Genomic DNA, 17,670 nt, shown 5'->3' with positions numbered 1-17,670 from the left:
CGAGCCGTAGCTGGGGCAGGTCATGAGGCCGTCATTACCGGCTGGAGCTACGGCTCGGTTCGGCCGTGGCTGGAGCTACGGCTCGGTTCGGCCGTGGCTGGAGCTACGGCTCGGCTCGGCCGTGGCCGGATCTTGGCGAGTCCGGATCGCGGGGGCAATCCGCGCGTCGCCTTCCGGCGTCAGCTCAGCGTCAGGGTGGTGGCACCTCGGGGCTCGTCGAGGGCGTGTGCCGCGGTCACGGTGTAGGTGCCGTGGATCGTGCGCCAGCCGTCGTCCCATACCTGGAACGCCCGCTCCGGCAGCGGTACCCGCACCGTGACCGTCTCGCCCGGCGCGGCGGCCACCGAGGCGAACCCGGCGAGCCAGCGCTCCGGCCGCTCCGGCACGCCGCCTGCCGGGCCCGCGCCGTGGTTCAAGCTCGCGTCGCCCGCCGGGCCCGTGTCGCCTGCCGGGCCCGTGTCGCCCGCCGGGCCCGTGTCGCCCGCCGGGCCCGTGTAGGACAGGTAGATCTGGACCACCTCCCGACCGGCGCGTTCACCGATGTTGGTAACGGACACGACCGCCTCACTCTCGGTGACTGTCAGGTCCCCGTACCCCCAAGTGGTGTAACCCAGACCGTGACCGAATGTGAAGAGTGGGCTGGCCGGTGAGCGCAACCACGCGCGGTATCCGATGAAGATGTCCTCGTCATAGGTGAGCGCGCCGTCCGTGACGCGGACGTCCAGGATCGGGCAGTCCTGTTCGCGCCGGGGCCAGGTGGTCGGCAGGCGGCCGCCCGGTTCCTCGACGCCGAGCAGCACGTCGGCCAGTGCGGCACCCGCCTCCTGGCCGCCGAACCAGGTGAGCAGGACCGCTGCGGCCTCTTCGGACCAGGGCAGGAGCACCGGGGAGCCGGCGTTGACCACGACGACGGTGCGCGGGTTGGCGGCGGCGACCCGGGAGACCAGCTCGTCCTGGCGGCCGGGCAGGGCGAGCGAGGTGCGGTCGAACCCTTCCGACTCGACCTGCTCGGTGGTGCCGACCACGACGACGGCTACGTCCGACCGGGCCGCCAGCTCGACGGCGGAAGCGATCAGGCCCTCCTCGTCGGGGCCCGGGGGGCGGTGACCGAGGGTAGTGGCTACCGAGTGTGCCATTCCGGGCTCGAAGGACTGGCGGAGCACCACCGGAACGGTCACGCCGGCTTCCAGGGTGATCGGGAAGCGCTGTTCGCGCGGGTGCAGCAGGAGATCGGCGCGGCCGGTGCCGGGCGGGTGCAGCGAGCCCTGGTAGATCTTCTGATCGCCGACGGTCAGTTCGAACGCGCCGAAGCCGGAGATCGCCAGCAGGTGCTCGCCGGAGGTCTCGGGCGTCAGCGAGGTGCGCAGGACCAGGCTGGTCGTCGTGGCGACGTCGCGGCCGCCGGGCAGGTCGCCGATCCACCGGACGGTCCCGGTCTCCACGGTGAAGTCGTATCCGTCCAGGTCGAGCTGGAACTTGCCCCAGTCCGGGCCGGCCGCGGCGGGCAGGAACGGTCGCGGGTCGGCGCCGACCGCGTAGGCGACCTCGACGCCCGGCAAAACCGCGCGGAGCCCGTCCAGCGGTGAGATCACGTGCGGCGGGGTGACCTGGGCGCTGCCGCCGCCGAGCACGCGGGCGTCGGTGGCGAGGGCGCCGATCACCGCGACGCGGGACAGTTCGGCCGCGGCCAGCGGGAGCACGCCGTCGTTGCGGGCCAGCACGAACGAGCGGACCGCCACCTGGTGCGCGACAGCCGTGCCGTCCTCGTCGAGCGGCACGTCGGGGACGGGGTGGCCCTCCAGCGCGCCGGTTCGCAGGGCGAGCCGCAGCACCCGGCGTACCTTGTCGTCGATCACCTCTTCCGGCACCCGGCCGGTCCGGACCGCCTCGGCCAGCGCCGGGCCCCACGGGTTGTCCATCGCCGGCATCGCGATGTCCAGGCCCCCGAGGGCGCTGCCGACCGTGGAGCGCGCCGCCCGCCAGTCCGAGACGACCACCCCGTCGAAGCCCCACTCGCGTTTGAGGATGTCCTCCTGGATCGTCCCGTTGGCCGCCATCGGCGCACCGTTCACCCCGTTGTACGCGCTCATCACACCCCACCCGCCGGCCGCCGCGACCCGCTCGAACGGCGCCAGGTAGAGCTCCCGCAGCGCCCGGGGCGGGATGCGCACGTCGACGGTCATCCGGTCGGTCTCGAAGTCGTTGCCGACCAGGTGCTTGACGGTGGTGCCGACGCCGTGGCTCTGCACGCCTGTCACGAACCCGGTGGCGATCTCGCCGCTGAGCAGCGGGTCCTCCGAGTAGCACTCGAAGTGCCGGCCGCCGAGCGGGGTGCGGTGCAGGTTCACGGTGGGGCCGAGCAGCACGTGCACGCCCTTGCGGCGGGACTCCTGGCCGAGCAGCCGGCCGGCTCGTTCGGCCAGGGCGGCGTCCCAGGTCGCGGCGAGGGCGGTGGGGCTGGGCAGGGCGATCGACGGGTCGTCGGGGGCGTACCCGGTGCCGCGGACGCCGACCGGACCGTCGGACATGACGAGTGAGCGCAGGCCGATGCGCGGGATCGCGGGCAGCGACCAGAAGTCCTGCCCGGTCAGCAGGGACACCTTCTCGTCCAGCGTGAGCTGTGCGAGTAAGTGATCGAGATCGGTCATGAGAGCGCTCCCAGAATATGCGACAAGGATCCGCCGACCATTCAATCCGCAACACCTAAGATCCGATAGGTGGAAAACTCCTGCCTCTTCTGCCGCATCGTGTCCGGTGAGATCCCGGCGACCGTCGTGCACCGTACCGAGACGACCGTGGCCTTCCGGGACATCGATCCGAAGGCGCCGACGCACGTCCTGGTGATCCCGGTCGCGCATCACGCCGACGTGGTGGCACTCGCCGCCGACCCCTCCGCCGCCGCCGACGTGCTGGCCACCGCGGCCGCGGTCGCCGAGAAGGAGGACCTGACCGGCGGCTTCCGGCTGATCTTCAACACCGGCCGGGACTCCGGCCAGGAGGTCTTCCACGTGCATGCGCACGTCCTCGGTGGCGCCCCGCTGGGCCCGATGCTGGCCGGCCAGTGAGCGGGCCGCTCTCCCGGTACGAACGCGTCGCCCGCAAGGTCCAGGCCGACGGCCGCGTCCCGGCCCTCTCGGTCGCGCTGCACCGCGCCGACCGTGAGCCCTGGGCCTTCACCGTCGGCGAGTCCGGCAACCCCGCGCATCCGCTCGGCCCGGAGACCCGGTTCCGGATCGGCTCGGTCACCAAGACGTTCACCGCGGTGCTCGTCATGCAGGCCCGCGACGAGGGGCTGATCGACCTGGACAAGCCGGTCTCCGCGTACCTCGACGTGCCCGCGCACGGCGACGCCACGCTGCGCCGGCTGCTGTCGCACACGGCCGGTTTCCAGCGGGAGCCGTACGGCGACGTCTGGGACACCCTGATCACCCCGGACGCGGCCCGGCTCGTCGCCGAACTGGACCGGGCCGAGCGGGTCCTGCCGAACGCCCGCCGGTTCCATTACTCCAACCTGGGTCTGGCGGTGCTCGGCCAGCTCGTCGCGAAGGTCCGCGGCGGCACCTGGGAGCAGGTCCTCGACGAGTACATCCTGACCCCGCTGGGCCTGCGCGCCAGCACCGCGACGACGCCACGGCAGGCCGCGATCGGGTACGTGGTCGACGCGTACTCCGACGCCGCCCGGCCGGAGCCGCCGATCGAGCTGGACGGCATCGCACCCGCCGCCCAGCTCTGGAGCACCGCCTCCGACATGGCGAAGTGGGCCGCGTTCCTGGCCAGCCCGGAACGGATCGACCCGGCCGGCCGGGTCCTCGCCGCCACCACCGTCGACGAGATGCGCTGGCCGCTCACCACCACCGACGAGGCGCTCTGGGGCGCCGGCTTCGGGCTCGGCCTGATCCTGATCCCGGAGGGGCGGCGGGTCGTGCACGTCGGCCATGACGGCGCGATGCCCGGCTTCCTGGCCGGCGTCTACGGCCGCCGGGGCGGCGAGGGCAACCCGGGCGCTCTGGGCTGCGCGGTCCTCGGCTCCTCGGGTGGCGCCGGCCAGATCAACGAGCTGGTGCACGAGCTGCTCCGGCTCGCCGTCGAGCTGGATCCGGCGGAGATCCGGCCGTGGCGGATCGCCCCGCCGGCGCCGAAGTCGTACCGGTCGGTGCTCGGCCGCTGGTGGAGCGAGGGTTCCGAGTTCGTCTTCGCCTGGCACGACGACCGGCTGGAGGCCCGGCTCGCGGACGCGCCAGCGGACCGGCCGCCGGCGGTGTTCCAGCCGCTGCCGGACCGGCCGGACGTGCTGCGGACGGTGTCCGGCCGGGAGGCGGGCGAGCTGCTGCGGCTGACCCGGGACGACACCGGGGAAGTGGTCCGGATGCACTGGGCGACCTATCGGTTCCGCAGGTTCCAGGACGGGTTCGACGGCGGGCCCGCTTCCGCAGGTCCGGAGCCCGTACCGGCCGGGTGATCGTGCGCGGGGCGGCGATAATGGCATCGGCGAGGCACCGGCCGAGCGGATAGGATGGCACGATCCTTCAGCACGCCGCCCCGCAAAGGCGACGTAGAGAAAGAGAGCAGGTGGCGGAGGCCCCAGGGCCGCCCTATGACCGGTACGCCGAACTCTTCCAGCACGGGCTCGTCCAGCCCGGTGCGGGCGCAGACCAAGATCTCGGTCAGTGATCCGAAGATCATGGTGAACCTGCTCGGCGCCAAGGACGAGATCCTCCGTCTCATCGAGAAATCCCTCAGCAGCGACGTGCACGTTCGCGGCAACGAGATCACCGTCACCGGTGAGCCGGCCGACAACGCCACGGCGGAACGCCTCTTCTCCGAGCTCGTCGAGCTCATCGAGAAAGGCGAGACGCTGAGCGTGGACGCCGTCCGGCGGACGCTCGCGATGCTCGAGGCGAACACCACCGAGCGCCCCGCCGAGGTGCTCACCCTCAACATCCTGTCCCGGCGCGGGCGCACCATCCGCCCGAAGACGCTGGGCCAGAAACGCTACGTCGACGCCATCGACGAGAACACCATCGTCTTCGGGATCGGCCCCGCCGGTACCGGTAAGACGTATCTCGCCATGGCGAAAGCGGTGCAGGCGCTGCAGGCCAAGGAGATCAGCCGGATCATCCTGACCCGGCCGGCGGTCGAGGCCGGTGAGCGGCTCGGCTTCCTGCCGGGCACGCTGACCGAGAAGATCGATCCGTACCTGCGGCCGCTCTACGACGCCCTGCACGACATGCTCGACCCGGAGTCCATCCCGCGGCTGATGGCGGCCGGGACGATCGAGGTCGCGCCGCTGGCGTACATGCGGGGCCGGACGCTGAACAACGCGTTCATCATTCTGGACGAGGCGCAGAACACCACGCCCGAGCAGATGAAGATGTTCCTGACCCGTCTCGGCTTCGGCTCCAAGATCGTAGTGACCGGTGACGTGACGCAGGTCGACCTGCCCGGCGGCACGTCGAGCGGCCTCAAGGTCGTGCGGGAGATCCTGCGCGACGTCGAGGACGTGCACTTCGCGGAGCTGTCCAGCTCCGACGTGGTGCGGCACCGCCTGGTCGCCGAGATCGTCGACGCCTACGCCAGGTTCGACGCCGATCAGGAACAACAGGCAGCACAATCCGTCCATGCCGTGCCGGGCCGGGCCGCCAGTGGTGGCCGCACCGGGCGACGGCGCTGATTCGCAAGGGGTAATCGCACCACTATGTCCATCGAGATCGCCAACGAGTCGGGAGTCGAGGTCGACACCGACGCGATCCTCGCGGTTGCCCGGCACGCCCTGGACGAGATGGGGGTCAACCCACTCGCTGAGCTGTCGATCCTGCTCGTCGACATCGACTACATGGCCGAGCTGAACCATCGCTGGATGGGCAGCGACGGGCCCACCGACGTGCTCGCCTTCCCGATGGACGAGGGCAGCGTCGACCACGGCCCGGGCGAGTCGGGTGTCGGCGAGCCGGCTCTGCTCGGCGACATCGTGCTGGCACCCGAGGTGGCGGCGAAACAGGCCGCCGTCGCCGGGCACTCCGCCGCCGACGAGCTGCACCTGCTGACCGTGCACGGCGCGCTGCACCTGCTCGGTTACGACCACGCCGAGCCGGACGAGGAACGGGAGATGTTCGCTCTGCAGAACAAGCTTCTGCAGAGCTGGCGCGCCACACGCAAGGCCGGCTGACCATGGAGCCCGCCTCTCTGCTGGCAGCGCCCGCCTCGGCGGGCCTGCCGGACCTGCAACTGATCATCTGCGCGGTGGCGCTGGTGCTGCTGGCCGGCCTGGCGTCGATGACCGACGCCGCGCTGGCCACGGTCAGCCAGGCCCGCTCCGCCGAACTCGCCCGGGAAGGACAGCGCGGCGCGACAGCGCTCTCCGCCGTCGCCGGCGACGTGGTCCGTTACGTCAACCTGCTCCTGCTGCTGCGCCTGCTCTGCGAGCTGACCGCGACCACCCTGGTGGCGCTCGTCGCGGTGGACACCTGGGGCGTCGGCTGGCAGGCGGCGCTCGTCGCGGCCGGCACGATGACGCTGGTCAGCTTCGTGGTGATCGGTGTCGCCCCGCGGACCGTGGGCCGCCAGCACGCGTACGCGGTGGGCCGGGCGACCGCCCCGCTGGTGCGCTGGCTCGGCAAGGTGCTCAACCCGCTCGCCCAGCTGCTGATCCTGATCGGTAACGCGGTGACGCCGGGCAAGGGGTTCCCGGAGGGCCCGTTCGGCAGCCAGGTGGAGCTGCGGGAGCTGGTCGACCTGGCGGAGCAGCGCGGCGTCGTCGAGCACGGCGAGCGCGAGATGATCCACTCGGTGTTCGCGCTCGGCGACACGATCGCCCGTGAGGTGATGGTGCCGCGGACCGAGATGGTGTGGATCGAGGCGCCGAAAACCCTCCAGCAGGCGCTCTACCTCTTCCTGCGGTCCGGGTTCTCCCGGATCCCGGTGATCGGCGAGACCGTCGACGACGTGCTCGGCGTGCTCTATCTGAAAGACGTGATCCGCCGCACCCAGAACGGCGATCCGGCGGCGACCGCGCAGGCGGTGGCGGACGCGATGCGCCCGGCCACCTTCGTGCCCGAGTCCAAGCCCGTCGACGACCTGCTCTCCGAGATGCAGGCGGCGCGCTCGCACCTGGTGATCGTGGTGGACGAGTACGGCGGCACCGCCGGCCTGGTCACCATCGAGGACATCCTCGAGGAGATCGTCGGTGAGATCACCGACGAGTACGACGTGGAACGCCCGCCCATCGAACACCTCGAGGACGGTTCGGTGCGGGTCGCCGCCCGGCTGCCGATCGAGGACCTGGGCGACGTGTTCGGCGTGGAGCTGCCCACCGACGAGGTGGAGACGGTCGGCGGCCTGCTGGCCCAGACGCTGGGCCGGGTGCCGATCCCCGGCGCCCACGTCGACGTGAACGGGCTGCACCTGGTCGCCGAGGGCACCACCGGCCGGCGGAACCGGATCGACTCGGTGCTGGTGCGCCGGTCGGGCCCGGAGCCGACCGCCGAAGAGAAGAACGACGAGAACGTCGACGAGACCGAGGAAAGACAACCCGCAGATGCCTGAGCAGATCAACGCCGCCGTTCCGGTGCCCGCCACGGACGGCACCCCGCTGAGCGCCGAGGACGCCAAGCTGGTCACGCTGGCGCGCAGTGCGCGCGCGCGGGCCGGTGCGGTCGAGGGCGCGGCGGTGCGCGACCAGGACGGCCGCACCTACGCGGCGGCGTCGGTGGCGCTGCCCAGCCTCGCCCTGACCGCCCTGCAACTGGCCGTGGCGCAGGCGGCGTCCTCCGGCGCGACGAAACTGGAGGCGGCCGCCGTGGTGACCGAGGCCTCGACGCTGGACGGGTCCGGGCACGCCGCGGTGCGTGACCTGGCCGCCGACGCGCCGGTGCACGTGGCCGGCCCGGACGGCTCGCTGCTCGGCACGGTCCTGTGATGGCGCCGGAACCGGACGACCGGCACCTCACGCCGGGCGAGCGCAACGCCCGCCGCCGCCAGGAACGACAGGCGGCGAAGAGGCAGGAGAAGACCACTTCCTTGGGTACGGGCAAAGCCAGCCCGACCGGTGACGCGCGCCCACCCCGTAAGCCCCGCACGCGTTCCGCTGCTTCGGCGCAGCCGGATACGCGTACCGGGAAGGGGATCTCGCCGCGAGTGCACCGGCACAAGGCCGCGCGTTCCGACAAGCGGGAGGACGGGGTTTACCGGGCCGGTTTCGCCTGTTTCGTCGGGCGGCCCAACGCCGGCAAGTCGACGCTGACCAACGCGATCGTCGGACAGAAGATCGCGATCACGTCGAACAAGCCGCAGACCACCCGGCACGTGATCCGCGGCATCCTGCACCGGCCGGACTCGCAGCTCGTGCTGGTCGACACGCCGGGTCTGCACCGGCCCCGCACGCTGCTCGGCGAGCGGCTGAACGACCTCGTCCGGGAAACGTGGAGCGAGGTCGACGTGATCGGCATCTGCTTCCCGGCGGACGAGCCGATCGGGCGTGGCGACCGGTTCATCTCCTCGGAGATGAGCCAGCTCAAGGCCACCGTGATCGCGGTGGTGACGAAGGTCGACCTGGTCAGCCCGCAGGTGCTGGCCGAGCGGCTGCTCGCGGTGTCGCAGCTGCACCAATTCGCCGAGATCATTCCGGTCAGCGCGGTCTCCGGGCACCAGGTGGAGCAGCTGACCGACGTGATGGTCAAGTACCTGCCGGAGTCGCCGCAGCTCTATCCGGACGACGTGCTGACCGACGAGCCGGAACAGGTGCTGATCGGCGAGCTGATCCGGGAGGCGGCGCTGGAGGGCGTGCGCGACGAGCTGCCGCACTCGATCGCCGTGCTGGTCGAGGAGATGCAGGTCGAGGGCAAGCTCACCAAGATCTATGCGGATCTGTACGTGGAGCGGCCGAGCCAGAAGTCGATCGTGATCGGGACCCGGGGCGAACGGCTCAAGCAGGTTGGTTCCCAGGCGCGGGAACAGATCGAGGAACTTCTGGGAAGCAAGGTTTACCTGGATCTTCATGTGCGCGTCGCCAAGGAGTGGCAGCGGGATCCGAAGCAGCTTCGTAAGCTGGGTTTTTGAATCGATAATTAGACATTTCCTGACTATGGGATAGTTCACCGGGATTTGCGCTTTTCGGTCGAGGGCGGGTAACACCTTCGGTCATGCGGAACCGGTACCTGGACCTGTTGCGTGCGGCGGCGACCGTGCGGGTCGTGGTTTACCACCTCACCGGCTGGACAGCGCTGACAGTCGTATTTCCGGCCATGTCGGTGATGTTTGCGCTGGCCGGCTCGCTGATGGCCGCGTCGCTGGACCGGTTCGGCGTGTGGGCGGTGGAACGGCGCCTGCGGCGGTTGCTGCCGTCGCTCTGGGTGCTGGGATTGCTGATCGCGGTGCCGGCGATGCTGATCGCCGGTACCCCGTTCGACGTACACCTGCTGCTCTGGGGTTTTCCGTTGGTGAACCCGGAGGCCACCGGGTGGTGGATGCAGTCGCTGAGCCACACCTGGTATCTGCGGGACTTCCTGTGGTTCGTGCTGTTGTCGCCGCTGCTATTACCAGCATTCCGAAAATTTCCGGTTATTACCGTTGTGGTGCCCTATCTGGCGCTGGCCGTCCTGGAAATCGCTGATCTTTCCGTGCCGGCCGTGCCGCACGACCTCGCGCTGTACGGCGGCGCCTGGCTGCTCGGCTTCGCGCATCACGACGGCCACCTTCGCCGGCTCGGGCGCAAACGGCTGTTCACGCTGGCCGCCGCCCTGGCCGTGCCCGCGGCCGCCTGGGTGCTCACCCATCCCGGTCCGCGCGGATACGACCTCAACGACATCCCGCTCGGCAACGCGCTCTGGTCCGCCGCGTTCATCCTGGTGGCGCTGGGGCTGTCCCCGATGGTCCGGGAGCACCGCGTCCTGACCGTCCTGAATGCCCGGGCGCTCACCATCTACCTCTGGCACATCCCGGTCATCGTGGCGGTCACCCAGGTCGGTGAGGCACACGGGTTGCCGGTGGCCGGCTGGGTCGGCATCTCGTGGCGTGCCGTCGTGGTGGCGGTGCTCCTCGGCGTGGCCCTGGCCGTGGTGGGCTGGGTGGAGGACCTGTCGGCGGGCCGCCGGCCGGCGCTGGTCCCCGGGCGTAAGACGGCCGCCCCGGTCCCGGCCTCGCCCGGCCCCGTGCCGGTCTCGCCTCCGCCCGGCGTGGGCGTGCGCTCGGCGGATGCCCTGTCAGCGGGTCGTCACGAAAAGGTCGCCGCTACGCGTGCGTAGGTCGATCACGTTGGTGGCCCGCGGGTCGTTCTTCAGGTTCTCCACGACCGCGTCGCCGCTGCCGGTGTCGGTGCGGACCTGGTAGGCGCCCTCCGGGACCGTCAGGTTGAGGTCGCCGCTCTGCAGGGACGCGGTCACCGAGGCCGGCGCGCTGAGATCCATCTGCATGTCGCCGGAGGTGGCCTTCGCCTGGATCGGGCCGGCGATCCGCTCCGCGATGACGTTGCCCGAGGTGAAGTCGACCGTCAGCGCCGGCGCGTCGATCACCTGAAGATCGCCGGAGGTGGCCTCGACCTTCACCGGACCGGTGGCGTTCTGCACGATGACGTCGCCCGAGGTGAGCTTCAGGTCGATGGCGCCGGTCCCGGAGAACTGCATGTCGCCGGAGGTCAGCTGGCCCCGGACGACCACTCCGGCCGGCGCGCTGATCTCGTAGGCGATGCTGCACCGGTGCCCGCAGTCGGTCGAGATCTCGAGCGTCGAGCCGGTGAGCCGGTAGGACGGGCCGGGGTTGGCCGAGCCGCGGACCACCCGCTTGATCCGGGTCTCCGTGACGCTGCCCGTGGTGATCACCACATCGCCGCTGGCGCCGGACATCACGATGTCGGTGACCTTGGCCTTCTCGACGTCATCGAAGGTCATCGTGGCGCCGACCACTCCGTCGCAGCCGGTCAGAGCAACCATCGACGCGGCGGCGAGTACAAGGGCAACTCTTCGGCTCATGCTGGAACGCTATTTCCGCGGCCACCCCGAGCGCCATCGGTCCCGCCCCGGAGCCGACCCTGAGATCCGGGTCAGGGTTTGTCGTAGGCACCGGGCAGAATGGCGGGGTGCCTGCCGGATACCGACGCCAGCTCTACCGCGACGACGCGGTGGTGCTGCGTGTGCAGAAACTCGGCGAGAGCGACCGGATCGTCACCCTGCTGACCCGCCGGCACGGCCGGCTCCGCGCTGTCGCCCGGGGCGTGCGGCGCACCTCGTCGCGTTTCGGGGCGCGGCTCGAGCCGTTCGGCCACATCGACCTGCAGCTCGCCGGCTCGCCCGAAGGGCTGGGCAGCTCGCTGCACTCGGTCAGTCAGGTCGAGGCCATCGATCTCTGCGGCAAGAAACTGCTGGGCGACTACCCGAGATACACCGCGGCCAGCGCGATCTGCGAGACCGCGGAGCGGCTCACCCCGGTCGAGCGGGAGCCCGCGCTGCGGCTGTTCCAGCTCACCCTCGGCGCGCTCAAGGCGCTCGCGGCGGGTGAGCACGCCGGCAGCCTGGTCCTCGACGCGTACCTGTTGCGCGGCATGGCCTTCGCCGGCTGGGCGCCCGCGGTCAACGAGTGCGCGGTCTGCGGCACACCGGGGCAGCACGCCGCGTTCGCGGTCCCGGCCGGCGGCGCCGTCTGCCCGGACTGCCGGCCGCCCGGCGCCGCCCATCCCAGCCCGGCCACCCTCGGCCTGATGTCCGCGTTGACCAGCGGCGACTGGGCGGTCGCCGACGCGTCCGAGTCTCCGGTGCGCCGGGAGTGCAGCGGCCTGGTCGCCGCCCACCTGCAATGGCACATGGAACGAGCGCTGCGTTCGCTGCCGCTTGTCGATCGACGGGAGTTGAACCCTTGAGCCCGCGTCCGCCCACCCCGCACATCTCCGGCGCCCGACCGCCCCAGCTGCCCTCCGCCGCGCTGCCGAAACACGTGGCGATCGTCATGGACGGCAACGGCCGCTGGGCCAAGGAGCGCGGCCTGTCCCGGACGAAGGGGCACGAGCAGGGTGAGCACAGCCTGTTCGACACCATCGAGGGCGCCATCGAGCTCGGCATCCCGTACCTGTCGGCATACGCGTTCTCCACCGAGAACTGGAAGCGCTCGCCCGAGGAGGTGCGCTTCCTGATGGGCTTCAACCGGGACGTCATCCGCCGCCGCCGCGACCAGCTGGTCGACCTCGGCGTGCGGGTGGTCTGGTCGGGCCGGGCCGGGCGACTGTGGAAAAGCGTGATCTCCGAGCTGCAGACCGCCGAGGAGATGAGCAGGAAGAACTCGACGCTCACCCTGCAGTTCTGCGTGAACTACGGCGGCCAGGCCGAGATCGCGGACGCGGCGGCGGCGATCGCCCGGGACGTGGCAGCCGGCCGGCTCAAGGCCGACAAGGTCAACGAGAAGACCATCGCGCGGTACCTCTACCACCCCGAGGTGCCGGATGTGGACATGTTCCTGCGCCCCTCCGGCGAGCAGCGGACCTCCAACTTCCTGCTCTGGCAGTCGGCGTACGCGGAGATGGTCTACCTGGACACCTTGTGGCCGGACTTCGACCGGCGGCACCTTTGGTATGCGTGCGAGTTGTACGCGCAACGGGACCGCCGGTTCGGGGGCGCGCTGCCGAACCCGGTCAGCCCGACGTGAGGTGAGGGGGCCGGTGTGGCTGTTCGGCATCTGTGGCTCGTGCGGCACGGCGAGGCCGTGCCCGACCAGTCGGATCTGACCGAGGCCGGGCGGCAGCAGGCCGAGCTGCTCGGGTTGCGGCTGGCCGGCCTGCCCCTGGAAGCGATCAGTCACAGCCCGAAAGCGCGGGCGGTGCGCACCGCGCAGATCGTGGCCCGGCACTTTCCGGCGGTGCCGGTCCGCCAGGCGCCGGAACTCGACGACCGGGTTCCCAGCGACGACCGGGCCGCCTCCGCCGCGATGATCACCCGGTTCACCGGTCCGGTCCTGGAGGACAGCCACGAGCTGGTCATCACCCACAACTTCCAGGTGGGGTGGTTCCTGCGGGAGGCGTACGCGGCGCCCACCGAGCGGTTCCGGGTGGTGAACCAGTGCAACACCGGGGTCACCCTGATCCGGTTCCCGGCCGGACAGGTGCCCCGGGTGATCCTGGTCAACGACGTGACGCATCTGCCGGTGGAGCTGCGGTGGACCGGGTTCCCGCCGGAGCTGCGGCCGTGAGGGTCAGGCGGTCAGCGCCTCGATCGCCCGGTCCGGATCGCTGAGGTCGGGCAGCACCGTGTGCGCGCCCGCCGCCAGCAAATCGGCTGCGGTCGTTGCGCCGGTCGCCACCGCCACGGCGACCGCGCCGTTCGCGAGGGCGGCCCGCACGTCGTTCACCGTGTCGCCGATGACGACCGGGCGGAACGGTTCGCCGTACTTCGCCTCGGCCCGTTCCAGGCTCCGCTTGACGAGCGTGGCCCGGACGCTGTCGTCGGTGCCGTAACCGCCGACCTCGGTGTCGAACTCGTCGCCCAGCCCGAACGCGGCGACCTTGGCCCGGGCGACCTCGGGCACGTTGCCGGTCACCAGGGTCTGCACCACTTCGGGCCGGCCCCGGAGCCGGGTCAGCACCTCACGGACGCCCGGCATGAGCGCGCCCTGCTCGGCGAACTCGTGCCGGACCTCGTGCACCATCTCGATGTACCGGGCGAAGAAGCGTTCCGGCGTGCAGTCGGTCACCCCGTGCGTCGCGAACACCTCGGCGCAGATGTCCAGGTCGGTGCGCCCGCCGAAGACCGGCGTGTCCTGCCAGGCGACACCTGTCACCTCGGTGAACGCCGCTTTCCAGGACCGCGCCGCGACCCCGCCGCCGCGCAGCAGCGTGTAGTCGATGTCCCACATCACCAGTCGCTTCATTCTTTCAGGACCCGCTCGATGTGCTCGACCTTCGCGGTGAGCGCGCCGGTGACGCCGGGCCGCACGTCGGCCTTCAGCGACAGGCTCACCCGCGGGGCGACAGCGGCGACGGCGTCCACGGCCTGCTTCACGACCGCCATCACCTCGTCCCACTCACCCTCGATCGTGGTGAACATGGCATCGGTCCGATTGGGCAGTCCCGAGGCGCGGACGACGCGCACCGCCTCGGCGACGGCGTCCCCGACGGAGTCACCGGCCCCGATCGGCGTGACAGAGAAGGCAACCAGCATGGGTTCATCCTTCCAGGTCGCACGCTTGAGTTGATCTATGCATGGGACTAGTCTTGCTTCGTAACTACTAGGCGTGAGTGGCCTGGTCATCCGATCGCGGTAGTGGTGGCACAACCGGCGGGGCGCGGAGTCCGTATCACAGTGATGATGATGCGCAATTCTTGAAAAGCGCGATAGGATTTACGCAAAGTGGTCATTCGGCTTCTTTGAGTTAAACGGTGTCGGATGGGGGACAGATTTCGGTCACGGGCTGAGGCGTTTCTGAACGTGTGTGCCGTTCGGTAGCCACGGTAAGCGCCCATCGGAATGGGGGATCATGGGTAGCGGGTCATTGATCGGAAGTCGCCAAGATTCGGAGTCGCCAATCGCGTGTCGGGCTGGGGCTACGGGTATTGATCTATTGGACACCGCTATGCTGCCCGCCATGTCCATCGACGCCGAGCGCACCGCGCTTCGCTTGGAGCAGTTCGAGCACCGTGCCAAAGAGGCCGAGCTGCAGGTAGCCGAGGCGAGGCTGGAGATTTCCCAGCTCAGGGCGGAAAACCAGGTGCTCCGCGACAAGGAGCGGGCGACGGTCCGGGTCGCTCGGTACTCGTTGTGGCAGCGCGTCGCGGAGATTTTCGGTGCGGTGCTGCTGCTCTTGATCTCGACATTTCCGTTGCGCGTGGTCGTCGAACTCGTCGGTAACCTGGCCGGCAAGGAAGCCCCTACCGCGAACAGTTTTCGCATCGTGATTCTGTTCGCCGTCGTCCTCTGCGTCTGCTCCGGAGTTCTTCTCATTCAGAGTCGGCTCCGGAAGCGCAAGATCAAAACTCAGCGCCTGCGGATGGACGAGCTGGAGAAAGAACTCGAGGCGAAGTCGCCGCCCAATCCGAAGGCGGGCCCGTGACATGGACGCCATTTCGGTAGTGCTACTGCTGATGTCCCTGACCGTCGCCGTGCTGCCGTTCGTTCTGGTCAAGCAGCTCACCAACCTGGCGCACAGCATCTACCGGAACCGGCTGTGGATGCTGCGCGACCGGATCACCGACCAGCTGCGCCGCGGCGAGATCGGTGACAGCACCTCGGCGCGGCACGTCAAGGCACTCGTCGACCGGCAGATCCACAAAGCGGGGCGGCACACCCTTCTGGACTCGTTGATGGCCAGTTATGTCTTCGACGTGGCCGGTGACACCTCGGTCTTCGACGAAATCCTCCCGGAGGGGACACCCATCGCCGATCGGTCAGCTCTCACGAAACACCTGCGGCACCTCCAGTCCGCCACAGCCAGCCACCTCAAGTGGGGTTCGGTCTTCGGCTGGTTCGTGACAGCGGTGCTCGGGACGTTCGTCGTGATGTCGAGCAAACACCGGCTGCGGAGCCGGGACGCGGCCGCCACGGCCGAGAGCTGCACCGCGGCCTCGGGTCGGGGCGCCGGCAGGCGCGGGCGCCGGGACCGGTCCCGCCAGCTCGCGCGGACGTCGGTGGGCAGGACCGCGCAGGCGTGGCGGCTCCGGGTCGAGCGGGCCGAGGTCGAGATCATGCATGCCGCCGCTCCGGCCCAGGTCACGAGCGTCGAGGACCGCGTCGAGGTGCTTGTCGCTCGTTGACGGTCAGGCGATGTCCGCTCGCATCGCGTCGGTGAGCGCGAGGCGAAGGGAAGCGGCGCTGCCTGACGGCTTGAGCACGGCCGCGTCGTAATAGGCCTTGGCGGCTCGTTCCACCTTCGACGGGGCGACGATGCTGATCTCCGCGAGCAGGGCGGACGCCCGGGTGCGGGCCTCCCGGTAAGCCTGGACCGCGCCTTGGGACAGGGTCTCGTCAAGGTCCTCGGTCGAGGCGACCCGGATGTCGCAGTGCTCCACCTCGCGCAGCGCCCCGAGGAACTTGCCGTAGAGCCCGCGGCGCTCAGCGGCCAGGGCCCGCTCGTGCTGGACCCGGAGCGTCTTGTGGGCGAGCAGGATGGTGAAGACACCGACCGTGCCCGTCACCGCCGGTGCGACCCATTCCCATGCCACGACGCGATGGTGCCAGGCCCGGTCAATCAGCGGCGGCGGGTGTCAGTGGTGGCGGCAGTCAGTGGCGGCGGTAGTGGAGCAGCTCGCCCACCTCCGCGGCCAGGTCGGTGGTGGCCTCGATCTCGGTCTTGCGGATGGAGACGTTCTCGACGTTGAAGCCGTACGGGATGCCCAGGTGCTCGCAGAAGTCGATCAGGTCCCGGGCGATCGCCACACACTGGCGGTACGACTCGGCCAGCGGGTCCTCGGCGTGCCGGAGGGAGTTCTGGAGCCAGCGGGGGACGTCCACGCCCAGCCAGCGGAGGAACTCCAAGGTCTTCAGCGAGCCGCAGAGCGACAGCGTGAAGATGATCGTGCGGGGCGGGATGCCGCCCGCGCGGCAGGCGTAGTAGTAGTCGGAGAGCAGGTTCTTCGTCTCGTTGACGTGGTAGACGACCTGGGAGATGAAGAAGCCGGCGCCGCGTTCCTGTTTCGCGAGCATCCGCAGGTGTTCGTCGCGGCGTTCGCCGATCACGACGGCGCCCAGGGGCAGCTCCGGGCGTACTTCCGAGCGCAGCGCGTGCGCCTCACGCAGACTGGTGCGCACGTTCTTGCCTCCGGAGGAGGCGCCGACGAACACGCTCAGGACCCGGTGGTCGACGCCTGACATCCACTCGCGGAGCTCGGCCGAGGAGTACTTCCCGACGCAGCGGTAGATGACCACCGGCTTGTCCCAGCCGTTCAGATGGTCGGCGTAATAGCGGGCCGGGTCGAGGGTCTCCGAGAACGGGAAGGGCCGCTCGTCGGGGTTGCGGTCGGACTCGTCGTCGATGTCGTAGAGGATCAGGCCGTCGAGGTCCAGGCCGCTGAGCCGGTCCAGGGTGACCTTGGCGATCTCCGCGACCCGCTCCGCGGCGGTGCTGCGCCGCGGCGGCGTGATGCTGAAGAGCAGCACGCCGCTGCGCGCTTCGGCCAGCTGTTGTGGCAGATGGAGACGAGTCATGTCCCCACAGTAGGGAAGTGTCGATCAGTGGTCGGCACAGCAGGGGGTCGGATCCCGCCTTTCGAACGGGATCAGCCGCCCGCCGGCCGCCGGCGTGGTGACCAGCACCAGCTCACCGCCACGGAACTGGGGACGGACGAAAGCGCCGGTCTCCACAACGGTGTCCGGTGCGGCCGGCCCGCTGCCGAGCACCTCCACCCGGGAGATCGAGCTGCGCTGCAGGATCTCGCTGACGGTCAGCTCCCCGGTCAGCCGTTCGACCCCGGGGAACCGCACGGCGCGGCCGTGCTGCCCCGAGGCGGCGAGATCGGCGGCCGCCTGCAAGCCGTCCGAGCTGCTGTAGGAAAGAGCGGTGAGCAGGCTGATCGCCACGTGCGGGAACGGCTCCGCGACCAGGTGCGTGCAGGCCAGCACGGGCGCCGGGGTCAGCTCGGCGATCCAGTGGTCGGCCTCGGCGAGGGTCCGGTGACCCAGGCTGAGACCGACGATCCGGGCGGCGCCGGCCGCGGGGGGGGGCCGGGCGGCGGCGGGCGGGAATCGGGGGGGGGACACGAGGTGG

Annotated in this window: 20 protein-coding genes; 13 read left to right on the top strand and 7 right to left on the bottom strand. The window is 70.3% G+C overall.

Annotated elements, in window-relative coordinates; genetic code table 11:
- Nucleotides 1-179: 179 nt before the first annotated feature.
- Nucleotides 180-2,648, bottom strand: a complete 2,469-nt coding sequence (locus tag AB0F72_RS35505; RefSeq protein ID WP_360441130.1) for a glycoside hydrolase family 3 C-terminal domain-containing protein — start codon at nucleotides 2,646-2,648, stop codon at nucleotides 180-182.
- Nucleotides 2,649-2,717: 69 nt separating this feature from the next.
- Between AB0F72_RS35505 and AB0F72_RS35500 the strand changes: the two genes are divergently transcribed.
- From AB0F72_RS35500 to AB0F72_RS35465, 8 genes are all read left to right on the top strand, one after another.
- Nucleotides 2,718-3,065 carry an HIT domain-containing protein gene (locus AB0F72_RS35500; protein WP_360441127.1) on the top strand — a complete coding sequence of 116 codons (348 nt, stop codon included), beginning with the start codon at nucleotides 2,718-2,720 and terminating at the stop codon, nucleotides 3,063-3,065.
- Complete coding sequence (locus AB0F72_RS35495) at nucleotides 3,062-4,459, top strand: serine hydrolase domain-containing protein (protein WP_360441124.1); 1,398 nt, start codon at nucleotides 3,062-3,064, stop codon at nucleotides 4,457-4,459. Before AB0F72_RS35500 ends, AB0F72_RS35495 begins: the two co-directional genes overlap by 4 nt.
- 135 nt (nucleotides 4,460-4,594) lie before the next feature.
- Entirely contained in the window at nucleotides 4,595-5,671 is a 1,077-nt protein-coding gene (locus tag AB0F72_RS35490; protein ID WP_014441298.1) for a PhoH family protein, read from the top strand.
- Between the two features lie 24 nt (nucleotides 5,672-5,695).
- The gene (gene ybeY, locus AB0F72_RS35485; RefSeq protein WP_014441299.1) at nucleotides 5,696-6,166 is read left to right on the top strand and encodes an rRNA maturation RNase YbeY; all 471 of its coding nucleotides are present in this window, start codon (nucleotides 5,696-5,698) and stop codon (nucleotides 6,164-6,166) included.
- A gap of 2 nt (nucleotides 6,167-6,168) precedes the next feature.
- A complete protein-coding gene (locus tag AB0F72_RS35480; RefSeq protein WP_360441119.1) occupies nucleotides 6,169-7,542 on the top strand; it encodes a hemolysin family protein in 1,374 nt (457 codons plus the stop codon).
- Nucleotides 7,535-7,915, top strand: a complete 381-nt coding sequence (locus tag AB0F72_RS35475) for a cytidine deaminase (RefSeq protein ID WP_360441117.1) — start codon at nucleotides 7,535-7,537, stop codon at nucleotides 7,913-7,915. Before AB0F72_RS35480 ends, AB0F72_RS35475 begins: the two co-directional genes overlap by 8 nt.
- Before the next feature lie 218 nt (nucleotides 7,916-8,133).
- Nucleotides 8,134-9,054, top strand: a complete 921-nt coding sequence (era, locus tag AB0F72_RS35470) for a GTPase Era (protein ID WP_360441256.1) — start codon at nucleotides 8,134-8,136, stop codon at nucleotides 9,052-9,054.
- Nucleotides 9,055-9,137: 83 nt separating this feature from the next.
- Nucleotides 9,138-10,238 (top strand): acyltransferase, encoded by a 1,101-nt coding sequence (locus tag AB0F72_RS35465; protein WP_360441114.1) that lies wholly within the window; start codon nucleotides 9,138-9,140, stop codon nucleotides 10,236-10,238.
- Here the strand turns inward: AB0F72_RS35465 and AB0F72_RS35460 are convergent.
- A complete protein-coding gene (locus tag AB0F72_RS35460; RefSeq protein ID WP_360441111.1) occupies nucleotides 10,197-10,961 on the bottom strand; it encodes a DUF4097 family beta strand repeat-containing protein in 765 nt (254 codons plus the stop codon). The genes AB0F72_RS35465 and AB0F72_RS35460 overlap by 42 nt on opposite strands.
- Before the next feature lie 107 nt (nucleotides 10,962-11,068).
- On the opposite strand from AB0F72_RS35460, the gene recO reads away from it, so the two are divergent.
- From recO to AB0F72_RS35445, 3 genes are read left to right on the top strand one after another with little or no spacing between them, the layout of a single operon-like run.
- Nucleotides 11,069-11,845, top strand: coding sequence for a DNA repair protein RecO (gene recO / locus AB0F72_RS35455; RefSeq protein WP_360441108.1), 777 nt, complete (start codon nucleotides 11,069-11,071; stop codon nucleotides 11,843-11,845).
- The gene (locus tag AB0F72_RS35450; protein ID WP_360441105.1) at nucleotides 11,842-12,624 is read left to right on the top strand and encodes an isoprenyl transferase; all 783 of its coding nucleotides are present in this window, start codon (nucleotides 11,842-11,844) and stop codon (nucleotides 12,622-12,624) included. Before recO ends, AB0F72_RS35450 begins: the two co-directional genes overlap by 4 nt.
- Before the next feature lie 15 nt (nucleotides 12,625-12,639).
- Entirely contained in the window at nucleotides 12,640-13,164 is a 525-nt protein-coding gene (locus AB0F72_RS35445) for a phosphoglycerate mutase family protein (protein ID WP_360441102.1), read from the top strand.
- 3 nt (nucleotides 13,165-13,167) lie between these two features.
- On the opposite strand, the gene AB0F72_RS35440 is transcribed toward AB0F72_RS35445, so the two are convergent.
- Together AB0F72_RS35440 and AB0F72_RS35435 are read right to left on the bottom strand one after the other, a co-directional pair.
- A complete protein-coding gene (locus AB0F72_RS35440; protein ID WP_360441099.1) occupies nucleotides 13,168-13,842 on the bottom strand; it encodes an HAD family hydrolase in 675 nt (224 codons plus the stop codon).
- Nucleotides 13,839-14,132 (bottom strand): MTH1187 family thiamine-binding protein, encoded by a 294-nt coding sequence (locus tag AB0F72_RS35435; RefSeq protein WP_360441096.1) that lies wholly within the window; start codon nucleotides 14,130-14,132, stop codon nucleotides 13,839-13,841. Before AB0F72_RS35435 ends, AB0F72_RS35440 begins: the two co-directional genes overlap by 4 nt.
- Before the next feature lie 424 nt (nucleotides 14,133-14,556).
- On the opposite strand from AB0F72_RS35435, the gene AB0F72_RS35430 reads away from it, so the two are divergent.
- Together AB0F72_RS35430 and AB0F72_RS35425 are read left to right on the top strand one after the other, a co-directional pair.
- Complete coding sequence (locus tag AB0F72_RS35430; protein ID WP_360441093.1) at nucleotides 14,557-15,021, top strand: hypothetical protein; 465 nt, start codon at nucleotides 14,557-14,559, stop codon at nucleotides 15,019-15,021.
- Nucleotide 15,022: 1 nt separating this feature from the next.
- Nucleotides 15,023-15,721 carry a hypothetical protein gene (locus tag AB0F72_RS35425; protein ID WP_360441090.1) on the top strand — a complete coding sequence of 233 codons (699 nt, stop codon included), beginning with the start codon at nucleotides 15,023-15,025 and terminating at the stop codon, nucleotides 15,719-15,721.
- A 3-nt stretch (nucleotides 15,722-15,724) separates the two neighbouring features.
- Here the strand turns inward: AB0F72_RS35425 and AB0F72_RS35420 are convergent, their stop codons facing one another.
- Genes AB0F72_RS35420 through AB0F72_RS35410 form a run of 3 tightly spaced genes read right to left on the bottom strand, consistent with a single transcriptional unit; the run spans nucleotide 15,725 to nucleotide 17,663 of the window.
- Nucleotides 15,725-16,129, bottom strand: coding sequence for a hypothetical protein (locus AB0F72_RS35420; protein WP_360441087.1), 405 nt, complete (start codon nucleotides 16,127-16,129; stop codon nucleotides 15,725-15,727).
- A 58-nt stretch (nucleotides 16,130-16,187) separates the two neighbouring features.
- A complete protein-coding gene (locus AB0F72_RS35415) occupies nucleotides 16,188-17,111 on the bottom strand; it encodes a 5,10-methylenetetrahydrofolate reductase (protein WP_360441084.1) in 924 nt (307 codons plus the stop codon).
- A 24-nt stretch (nucleotides 17,112-17,135) separates the two neighbouring features.
- Nucleotides 17,136-17,663, bottom strand: coding sequence for a hypothetical protein (locus AB0F72_RS35410; protein WP_360441253.1), 528 nt, complete (start codon nucleotides 17,661-17,663; stop codon nucleotides 17,136-17,138).
- Nucleotides 17,664-17,670 lie beyond the last annotated feature (7 nt).

The organism is Actinoplanes sp. NPDC023936, assembly GCF_040639325.1.
Taxonomy (GTDB): domain Bacteria; phylum Actinomycetota; class Actinomycetes; order Mycobacteriales; family Micromonosporaceae; genus Actinoplanes.
This window is presented reverse-complemented; position numbering and strand designations above follow the sequence as displayed.

Excerpts from the sequence above, each read along its gene's own strand:
- AB0F72_RS35505 (WP_360441130.1), bottom strand. The coding sequence starts at position 2,648 with ATGACCGATCTCGATCACTTACTCGCACAGCTCACGCTGGACGAGAAG.
- AB0F72_RS35490 (WP_014441298.1), top strand. The coding sequence starts at position 4,595 with ATGACCGGTACGCCGAACTCTTCCAGCACGGGCTCGTCCAGCCCGGTG.
- ybeY (WP_014441299.1), top strand. The coding sequence starts at position 5,696 with ATGTCCATCGAGATCGCCAACGAGTCGGGAGTCGAGGTCGACACCGAC.
- AB0F72_RS35480 (WP_360441119.1), top strand. The coding sequence starts at position 6,169 with ATGGAGCCCGCCTCTCTGCTGGCAGCGCCCGCCTCGGCGGGCCTGCCG.
- AB0F72_RS35475 (WP_360441117.1), top strand. The coding sequence starts at position 7,535 with ATGCCTGAGCAGATCAACGCCGCCGTTCCGGTGCCCGCCACGGACGGC.
- AB0F72_RS35465 (WP_360441114.1), top strand. The coding sequence starts at position 9,138 with ATGCGGAACCGGTACCTGGACCTGTTGCGTGCGGCGGCGACCGTGCGG.
- AB0F72_RS35460 (WP_360441111.1), bottom strand. The coding sequence starts at position 10,961 with ATGAGCCGAAGAGTTGCCCTTGTACTCGCCGCCGCGTCGATGGTTGCT.
- AB0F72_RS35440 (WP_360441099.1), bottom strand. The coding sequence starts at position 13,842 with ATGAAGCGACTGGTGATGTGGGACATCGACTACACGCTGCTGCGCGGC.
- AB0F72_RS35435 (WP_360441096.1), bottom strand. The coding sequence starts at position 14,132 with ATGCTGGTTGCCTTCTCTGTCACGCCGATCGGGGCCGGTGACTCCGTC.
- AB0F72_RS35430 (WP_360441093.1), top strand. The coding sequence starts at position 14,557 with ATGTCCATCGACGCCGAGCGCACCGCGCTTCGCTTGGAGCAGTTCGAG.
- AB0F72_RS35425 (WP_360441090.1), top strand. The coding sequence starts at position 15,023 with ATGGACGCCATTTCGGTAGTGCTACTGCTGATGTCCCTGACCGTCGCC.
- AB0F72_RS35415 (WP_360441084.1), bottom strand. The coding sequence starts at position 17,111 with ATGACTCGTCTCCATCTGCCACAACAGCTGGCCGAAGCGCGCAGCGGC.